The organism is Vibrio clamense (genome assembly GCF_050337905.1).
In the GTDB taxonomy this organism is placed as follows: domain Bacteria; phylum Pseudomonadota; class Gammaproteobacteria; order Enterobacterales; family Vibrionaceae; genus Vibrio; species Vibrio cortegadensis.
In genome coordinates this window covers 1-7,284 of record NZ_JAKJTJ010000006.1, presented here as the reverse complement: position 1 = coordinate 7,284, position 7,284 = coordinate 1, and the positions used below count along the sequence as shown (strand labels likewise).

Annotated in this window: 12 protein-coding genes and 1 pseudogene; 9 read left to right on the top strand and 4 right to left on the bottom strand. The window is 39.5% G+C overall.

Going from position 1 to position 7,284, the window contains the following annotated elements; all coding sequences use genetic code 11:
- Positions 1-193 (bottom strand): annotated as a pseudogene (locus L4C39_RS00355) (YkgJ family cysteine cluster protein); the annotation flags it as partial.
- A 272-nt stretch (positions 194-465) separates the two neighbouring features.
- Here L4C39_RS00355 and L4C39_RS00350 point away from each other — a divergent pair.
- The 7 genes from L4C39_RS00350 (at position 466) to L4C39_RS00320 (ending at position 4,896) form a co-directional block, all read left to right on the top strand.
- Positions 466-762, top strand: a complete 297-nt coding sequence (locus L4C39_RS00350) for a hypothetical protein (protein WP_429743761.1) — start codon at positions 466-468, stop codon at positions 760-762.
- Positions 763-917: 155 nt separating this feature from the next.
- Positions 918-1,514 (top strand): class I SAM-dependent methyltransferase, encoded by a 597-nt coding sequence (locus L4C39_RS00345; RefSeq protein ID WP_005595493.1) that lies wholly within the window; start codon positions 918-920, stop codon positions 1,512-1,514.
- Between the two features lie 262 nt (positions 1,515-1,776).
- A complete protein-coding gene (locus tag L4C39_RS00340; RefSeq protein ID WP_429743759.1) occupies positions 1,777-2,256 on the top strand; it encodes a DM13 domain-containing protein in 480 nt (159 codons plus the stop codon).
- 229 nt (positions 2,257-2,485) lie between these two features.
- Positions 2,486-2,995: a hypothetical protein gene (locus tag L4C39_RS00335; protein ID WP_136996191.1), complete on the top strand. Its 510-nt coding sequence runs from the start codon at positions 2,486-2,488 to the stop codon at positions 2,993-2,995.
- 143 nt (positions 2,996-3,138) lie between these two features.
- Positions 3,139-3,534: a DUF2391 family protein gene (locus tag L4C39_RS00330; RefSeq protein ID WP_029203406.1), complete on the top strand. Its 396-nt coding sequence runs from the start codon at positions 3,139-3,141 to the stop codon at positions 3,532-3,534.
- A gap of 178 nt (positions 3,535-3,712) precedes the next feature.
- The gene (locus L4C39_RS00325; RefSeq protein WP_171757574.1) at positions 3,713-4,375 is read left to right on the top strand and encodes a hypothetical protein; all 663 of its coding nucleotides are present in this window, start codon (positions 3,713-3,715) and stop codon (positions 4,373-4,375) included.
- A gap of 140 nt (positions 4,376-4,515) precedes the next feature.
- Positions 4,516-4,896, top strand: a complete 381-nt coding sequence (locus tag L4C39_RS00320) for an MmcQ/YjbR family DNA-binding protein (RefSeq protein WP_429743756.1) — start codon at positions 4,516-4,518, stop codon at positions 4,894-4,896.
- A 169-nt stretch (positions 4,897-5,065) separates the two neighbouring features.
- On the opposite strand, the gene L4C39_RS00315 is transcribed toward L4C39_RS00320, so the two are convergent.
- Complete coding sequence (locus L4C39_RS00315; RefSeq protein WP_261889223.1) at positions 5,066-5,356, bottom strand: type II toxin-antitoxin system RelE/ParE family toxin; 291 nt, start codon at positions 5,354-5,356, stop codon at positions 5,066-5,068.
- Positions 5,357-5,363: 7 nt separating this feature from the next.
- The gene (locus L4C39_RS00310; protein WP_261889224.1) at positions 5,364-5,606 is read right to left on the bottom strand and encodes a type II toxin-antitoxin system Phd/YefM family antitoxin; all 243 of its coding nucleotides are present in this window, start codon (positions 5,604-5,606) and stop codon (positions 5,364-5,366) included.
- Between the two features lie 253 nt (positions 5,607-5,859).
- On the opposite strand from L4C39_RS00310, the gene L4C39_RS00305 reads away from it, so the two are divergent.
- Positions 5,860-6,210: a hypothetical protein gene (locus tag L4C39_RS00305; RefSeq protein ID WP_429743753.1), complete on the top strand. Its 351-nt coding sequence runs from the start codon at positions 5,860-5,862 to the stop codon at positions 6,208-6,210.
- Positions 6,211-6,382: 172 nt separating this feature from the next.
- Here L4C39_RS00305 and L4C39_RS00300 read toward each other — a convergent pair whose 3' ends face one another.
- Positions 6,383-6,784 carry a YkgJ family cysteine cluster protein gene (locus L4C39_RS00300; RefSeq protein WP_429743764.1) on the bottom strand — a complete coding sequence of 134 codons (402 nt, stop codon included), beginning with the start codon at positions 6,782-6,784 and terminating at the stop codon, positions 6,383-6,385.
- A 245-nt stretch (positions 6,785-7,029) separates the two neighbouring features.
- Here L4C39_RS00300 and L4C39_RS00295 point away from each other — a divergent pair.
- Positions 7,030-7,284 (top strand): GNAT family protein (locus L4C39_RS00295; RefSeq protein WP_489686394.1); only part of this gene is annotated, 255 nt, incomplete at its 3' end.

Below are 7,284 nucleotides of genomic sequence, written 5' to 3'. Positions count from 1 at the left end.
GCACTAACTCCAAAAATGGACAATGGTTTAATTGTTCTCTGGTTTCTGGATTAAACCAGATTTTCCCATCTTTCACATATTCAAAGATATCTGGATTAAACAGCTCCCACAGGTCTATTTCTTCCTGCGTGGCTGCTAAATCACCATCGCCATATTTGATGCAGCATTTCCCACATTGGTTGCAGTCTTTCATGGTGTTTACTTTGAATTAGAAGGCTATTGATTGAGTCTATCATCAATAGTGAAATTAGCTCTGCATTTGGCATGGGAGTTTGCATATAACAAAGTGTTTAAGACGGATTCACAACGCTTGGCGGCTTCAGTTTAAAGATATGCATCAGAGTTTATGGCATAATGTCTTGAGTGCAGTGGTAGCGCTGTTCACCACTTAACGCGGCGTTATACGATTACGTGCGAAACAATCTATACTCACACTGGTAATTGCCTGAATATTGTGGAGATCATATGAGCTACAGAGACACTTCATTGTGGAATGACCTAAACGAACTCAGATGTTTAGCCGCTTTCAAGAGGTTGGAAAGTGAAGGTTTTCCAAGAGGTAAACAAAGTGAGTATGCCCGCGAAATATCAAGAAAATCAGGGTTAGAAGTCGGCAATATTAGCGCTAAAATATGTAACTATAAGTCAGTTGCTGGTATCAATAATGAATCACATGCTTCTGCTAACACGAGAGGTTTTTATATTAAATATCAATCATATAGCCTTGGTGAGATTCAAGAGCTAGTGAAGTCACTTGAGTAAAATCGTATAACAAAGCGTTTAAGACGGATTCCCAACGCTTGGCATTTTCGGCTTACTTCAGTTTAAGTGTTTATGTCACAATGGTTTAGGTAGGGTGGTAGCGTTGCTCACCACTTAACGCGGCGTTATGTACTTTTAGGGAAAATCAGAAACTTATGGATGAAAATACTGAAATTTGGCGCCAGTACTACGAAAAGGCATTGTCTCGCCCACATTCAAAACGTACTGAGTTTGCATCCAGACTCAATGAATCAAACCTTAAAATAGCCACTGACTGTGGTTGTGGAACAGGTAGTGATATCGAGTACCTAGAACAACAGGGTTATCAGGTTCATGGCTTCGATATTAATCCTGATTCAGTCTCTATTTGTAGAGACCGATTTGGGGCAAAGTCATTAGTGGAAATTACAGAGTCGTCGTTTGAATCATTCGACTATCCAAAGTCTGGCGTAGTTATTGCAAATTCCAGTTTGTTCTTCGCTGACCCAAACCAATTTGAATCGACTTGGAGCAATATTAAATCTTCAATTGAAATCGGTGGAGTGTTTGCTGGTGACTTCATGGGCTTTGAAGACAGTTGGGCTAACAACTATCGTACTCCAACCACACCTTTATCGGAATCAGAGGTAAAGGCTCTGTTCTCAGGTTTTGAAATAGTCAGGTTCTTTGAACGTGATGAAAAATCGAAGACTTCATTGGGTAGAATGAAGCATTGGCATACATATTCCGTGGTCGCGGTGAAACGTACATAACAAAGCGTTTAAGACAGATTCCCAACGCTCGGCATTTTCAGTTTGGGTCAGCTTTGGTGTTTAAGGTGGCAAGGTTTTAGGYAGGGTGGTGGCGTTGCTCACYACTTAACGCGGCGTTAGGAGTGGTCTGGAGGCATCTTCTCAAGTAGAATTTGATTAAAGCGGCTAGAGATAAAAGACCTCATTTCATAGGAAGACAGAATTGTTATTTCAAGTATCTGTTTTGTTGGTAAGATAAGTTGTTACTAAGGAAGGGACAGCTATGAAAATGAAGACAATTATATTACTTTTAGTCACTCACTTGTCTGTGGGGGCATTCGGTGTTGGTTTAGGCATTTATATGCTGCCGATTCTTATTGCACCAACATCTCCAACTGAGTCTGAAGTCACTCAATTATCTTCCCAAGCACAGTTTTCCGCGATGTTCAAAAAAGACCTCAAGGATAGTGACTCTTTTCATTGGGGTGAAGGTCAGGTAGCAGTTGGTCCAGAGTACATCACATTAACTGGAAGCCTTGCGCCCGGTCCTGATTATAAGCTTTACCTRTCAACCGAGTTTGTCGAAACTGAATCTGATTTTAATCGATTAAAAGACAGTATGGTTCGCATTGGTAATGTTAAGACTTTCGAAAACTTTGCGGTCAAAATACCGAAAGGTATNGATGTCTCTAAATATAATACGGTCATTGTATGGTGTGAGACATTTGGTGAGTTTATCACGTCAGCTAAATACCAAAAATGAGCCACGCCTAACAAACAATTTAAGAGTGACTCCCAACGCNTGNCRRTTTCACTYYGATTTGAANTTNGTGTTTACGGTGCAATGGTTNAGCTTGGGTGTTATAGCGTTGTCGCACCTTAATTGGGCGTTATGTTAACTACCTGAAATTAAGCGTAAGTCTCATTTTGTGAGGCTTTAATTTGTTAGCTTGCACTCTAAATTTTTTGATACAAGTTGCATAGTGGTTCTAATGAATAAAATAGTAATACTCTTCCCGCTAATTCTCGGAGGCTGCGTTCAACCATTAAAGACAGAAGTTGATGTTACGGAAATTAGCCCTTTCATTGAATTCAACGTAAACGATACTGTGGCGGTAATTAATACCCAACCTAGCCACGACAAAATAGTTGTAGCTGATCTTGATATTATGGCATTTACTGGATCAAAATTTGATTTTACCGAAACTTTGGTCGCAATAACTGAACAAGAATTGGTGAAAAGAAAAGCAACTATATCGTCAAAAAACCCAGCTAAAGAGTTGTCGATGTCAGTGGATAACTTAAGTTGTAAAAAAGGAATGTTTGGTCCATCGTGCACGACAAAAATCTCTATTTCTATCGGTAACGGATATAGTGCAATTTATACGGCTTATAGTGAAAATGGCTACGATGTACACGATACAGCAAGCCACACTTTAGGTGAGGCTGTATCAGCAATGTTTCGTGATCCGAAAGTTGTCACATATATGACTGACTCGTAAACATAACAAACAATTTAACCTGACTTACAACGCGTGGCAGTTTTACTTCAAATCAGTCCTAGTGATTATGGCGCAGTGCAGAACCTCTGCATTGCGTTGCTGCGCAAGTTAATTGGGCGTTAGGTAAATGGAAGGAGGCTTCAGTGAAATATAGCTTTAACTTCGAAGATGCTAGTCAGATATTTGTTGGTGCATTTGCGCTCGCTGTTCCCATTTCATTCTCTGAAGAGGCTTGGCGTTTGGGGGAGACCTTGCCGATTCTAAATCTGTTAGTGTTATTCACTTTGTCAGTGGTTTTCCTAACTTTGTACACCTTTGAAAATGTTTTTCAGCGTAACGTATCTGAGCGTAAGTTAGTTTTCATTCTACGCATAGTCGTTGCATATTTTATGACAGCGATGGTCGTGATGTTGGTGTTGTTTTGCATCAACAAGCTTCCGTTGTTATCAGACCCGCTAGTAGCGTTAAAGAGAGTCATCATAATTTCCATGCCAGCCTCGATGGGAGCAATAGTCGTTGATAGCTTCGACAAAGAGTAATTTACCTAACAAACAATTTAAGAGGGATTCCCAACGCTCGGCATTTTTGACTCTACTTCAAATTCAGTGTTTATGGCACAATGCTTTAGGTTTGGGTGGCAGCGTTGCTCACCCCTTAATTGGGCGTTATGTAACAAAAACAACCACTTGAAGCATTATTTTAATTCGGGACAAATAAATGAGTAGTACAGAGTTAGACTCCGATTCAACTTATGAAGATTATTTAGAATCCATAGCGGAACTCGAAGAATATTTGTCGAAAAGGGACGACGTAGCAATTCGTTATACGAAAGACCGTATTAGAGAATATTATGACGAGTCCCCGCATTGCGGTGAGAACTTAGGACACTTAGTCTATGGTACCTTAGATGTTAGAGGTGTTAATGATATGGCAACTGTTGTGTTAGCTGTTTCCGCGATAGAAGTCCTCATTAAAGAAGTCATATTAAGACCTGTCATTAGTTGCTTAGTTAGCGATAAAATGATCAGCAAGTTCATGTGTGATGCGGTGATCAAACAGAGTGGTTTAGATAGGTTTAATCGTTTTGTCTTCTGGGTGTTTGATTCACTTTTTGCGGTTACAGATAATGTCTGTGACTTTAAACGTGAAGGTGCAAAATTGACTATATGGCAAGAACGTTCTTATATACAAAAAGTTAGAAATGAGATAGTACATAAGGGAAAAGTATGTACAAAAAGTGACGCTGAACTAGCGATGGGACTTCTTAATGAATTTGAATATTTATACAGAGATGTGCTTTTCTGTTTAGGTTTAACAATCAGTTTAGATGATGACAACCTATATACAATCAGCCCTATTAGAGGAACACTTGTTACATAACAAACAATTTAAGAGTGACTCCTAACGCTTGGCTGCTTCACTCCGGTTTGAATTTTGTGTTTACGGTGCAGTGGTTTAGTTTGGGTGTTACAGCGTTGTCGCACCTTAATTGGGCGTTATGAGCTAATAGGGAAATCAACATGAATTACGAAGAGTTTAACCATTTTTGCGGATCTTTTGCTGGAACGAGTCACGTCGTTCAATGGGGTAATTCCGATGTATGGAAGGTTGGTTGTAAAGTGTTTGCGATAGGTGGTTGGAGCGATGGATCCCAAGCTGCATTCACGTTTAAAACCTCTAACTTAAATTTCGACTTTCTAAGTGATTGTGAAGGTTATAAACCGGCTCCATATTTTGCTAGTCGTGGAATGAAGTGGATACAGCAAGTTGGGACTTCAGGTAAACTAGACGATGACCTAAAGTATTATTTATCGGAATCATACCGAATTGTCGCGAGTGGTTTAAGTAAGCGCAAGCAACGAGAATTAGGCATAGAGCACCTAGCTGAACCACGCTCATAACAAAGCGTTTAAGACGGATTCCCAACGCTTGGCATTTCCGGTTTTCTTCAGTTTAAGTGTCTATGTCACAATGGTTTAGGCAGGGTGGTAGGCGTTGCTCACCACTTAACGCGGCGTTAGTTTACCAATCAAAAATTGCACCCTAACTCAAAATGCTAGGGTGTGGTAATTATCGTAGATGGTTTTGTGGAAGTTGCGATTGTCCAAGAACTGCAACGACTAAAATAAAGCCGTCTTCTTTGGTAAAGTACGCTGTGTGTTTACCAATCGGGAAATAAAATCCATTTTGATATAAATCGTTGCAGTTTCTGCCTACTGCGGGGTTTTCAGCGAGCATCTGAAATCCAGTAAGAAGTGTATTTTTGTATGTGTTCCACTGCATTTCGGAAAAGTTCGTAACTGTATAATTTTTGATTTTGTGCAAATGAGCCTGTGCTAATTTACTTAGTTTATATTGCATACTTTACTTACAACGCGTTTAGGAAATTTTCACCATCAACTACATTGCCTTGGGCTAAGTCTGCTTTTGCAGACTCAAAGCAATGCTTGATGTAATCGGCTTTCATAGTTTCGAGCTCTTCATAGTCTCTAATCGACATCACCACAACGGCATCTTTGTTATTTTTACTTATCTTAACTGGCTCACGTTGAGCGTTGAGAAGCAGCTCTCCGAAATTACGTTTGGCATCATTTGCTGTTAATGTATGCATGGTCAATCTCCAAAGTGGAATTACAGTTAGATTATAGTGTATTGCGCAAAAAGTTCAATTCAATTAAATCATGCGATTTGTGCGAAAGGTAATCTAACAAAGCATTTAAGAGGGATTCTCAACGCTTGGCATTTTTGTATCTACTTCAAATTTAGTGTTTACGGTACAATACGTTAGGTCGGGTGGAGGCGTTGTTCACCCCTTAATGCGGCGTTATACCCTTTCTCTAACTCCATGAATTAATGAGTAATATATGGTCAGCTTACTGAAAATTGTGTTTGTTGTTAATTTCATATCCATTAGCGGCATAATGCTTTTGTTGAGTTTTGTGGACTATTTTTCAAACTCAAGAATCAGTGACTTATTATTTTATTCGGGTGTGCTGATTTGGATTGTTGCAAGCCTAACTTGGGATGGCGGAAAAGTGAGCCGAAACTATGATGTCGATTATGTAACAAGTAAAATGAAATCAATGGTGAAAGGGCATGATTTACAGTCTGAAAAGTGGTTGAATTATCGAGCAAATTATAAGTTTGGCTTGGTTATGTTTATTGCGGGAATACCATCATTTATAGGAAGCTTTATTTTAACCTATTTGGTGTGAAAATTGAGAGTATACCTGTAACACGGGTCTAACAAACAATTTAAGAGTGACTCCTAACGCTTGCCGATTTTACTCCGATTTGAATCTTGTGTTTACGGCGCAATGGTTTAGTCTGGGTTTTATAGCGTTATCGCACCTTAATTGGGCGTTATATGCAATTGCTTAAATCAGCCTAGGAATAGCTCGACGGTCGGCTAGAATTCATCAGTTTATCTAGATCTTTCTGAGCTTTTTTTGGGTTTTTCAAGTCGGTAATTTCTATCATTTCACACTCGTCCCGAACCATTTCATTGATAAGGCTAGGGTAGTGGCGACAATCTTCTGGTCTATCGAAGTAAATACTGCAAGTGTACTTACTTTTTTCTTCGGGCTTTGTTTTGGGTACTAACTCTAAAAATGGGCAGTGGTTTAATTGCTCTCTTGTTTCCGGCTCAAACCAAATCTTTCCATCTTTCACATATTCAAAGATGTCAGGGTTAAACACTTCCCAAAGGTCAATCTCTTCTTGTGTAGCGGCTAAGTCACCATCGCCATATTTGATGCAGCACTTTCCACATTGATTACAGTCTTTCATGGTGTTTACTGTGAATAAGGGGCTATTGATTGAGTCTATCATCAATAGTGAAAATAGCTCTCCATTTGGGGTGGGAGTTTGCATATAACAAAGCGTTTAAGACGGATTCCCAACGCTYGGCGGYTTCAGTTTYAAGATATGCATCAGTGTTTATGGCATAATGTCTTGAGTGCAGTGGTAGCGTTGYTCACCACTTAACGCGGCGTTATGTTGCCCCGATAAATTTGGAAATCTAGAGTTTGAAAATGATAAGAAAGTACAATTCACATGACTTAGATTCGGTTCTTGAAATCTGGCTTGAAGCCTCTGTTAAAGCGCATGATTTCGTCCCAGCTGACTTCTGGGGATCTCAAGTTGAGAGCATGCGTAATATTTATATTCCTGCATCAGAAGTTTTCGTTTATGAAATCGAGTCGAAAACAGTTGGTTTTTATGCACTGTATGAAAATACTTTGGCAGCTATATTCGTATTTCCTGAATTTCAGGGTAAAGGCATTGGT

Bases quoted from the DNA above. Each gene is read 5' to 3' on its own strand.
- L4C39_RS00350 (WP_429743761.1), top strand. From the start codon at position 466: ATGAGCTACAGAGACACTTCATTGTGGAATGACCTAAACGAACTCAGA.
- L4C39_RS00345 (WP_005595493.1), top strand. From the start codon at position 918: ATGGATGAAAATACTGAAATTTGGCGCCAGTACTACGAAAAGGCATTG.
- L4C39_RS00335 (WP_136996191.1), top strand. From the start codon at position 2,486: ATGAATAAAATAGTAATACTCTTCCCGCTAATTCTCGGAGGCTGCGTT.
- L4C39_RS00325 (WP_171757574.1), top strand. From the start codon at position 3,713: ATGAGTAGTACAGAGTTAGACTCCGATTCAACTTATGAAGATTATTTA.
- L4C39_RS00320 (WP_429743756.1), top strand. From the start codon at position 4,516: ATGAATTACGAAGAGTTTAACCATTTTTGCGGATCTTTTGCTGGAACG.
- L4C39_RS00315 (WP_261889223.1), bottom strand. From the start codon at position 5,356: ATGCAATATAAACTAAGTAAATTAGCACAGGCTCATTTGCACAAAATC.
- L4C39_RS00310 (WP_261889224.1), bottom strand. From the start codon at position 5,606: ATGCATACATTAACAGCAAATGATGCCAAACGTAATTTCGGAGAGCTG.
- L4C39_RS00305 (WP_429743753.1), top strand. From the start codon at position 5,860: ATGGTCAGCTTACTGAAAATTGTGTTTGTTGTTAATTTCATATCCATT.
- L4C39_RS00300 (WP_429743764.1), bottom strand. From the start codon at position 6,784: ATGAAAGACTGTAATCAATGTGGAAAGTGCTGCATCAAATATGGCGAT.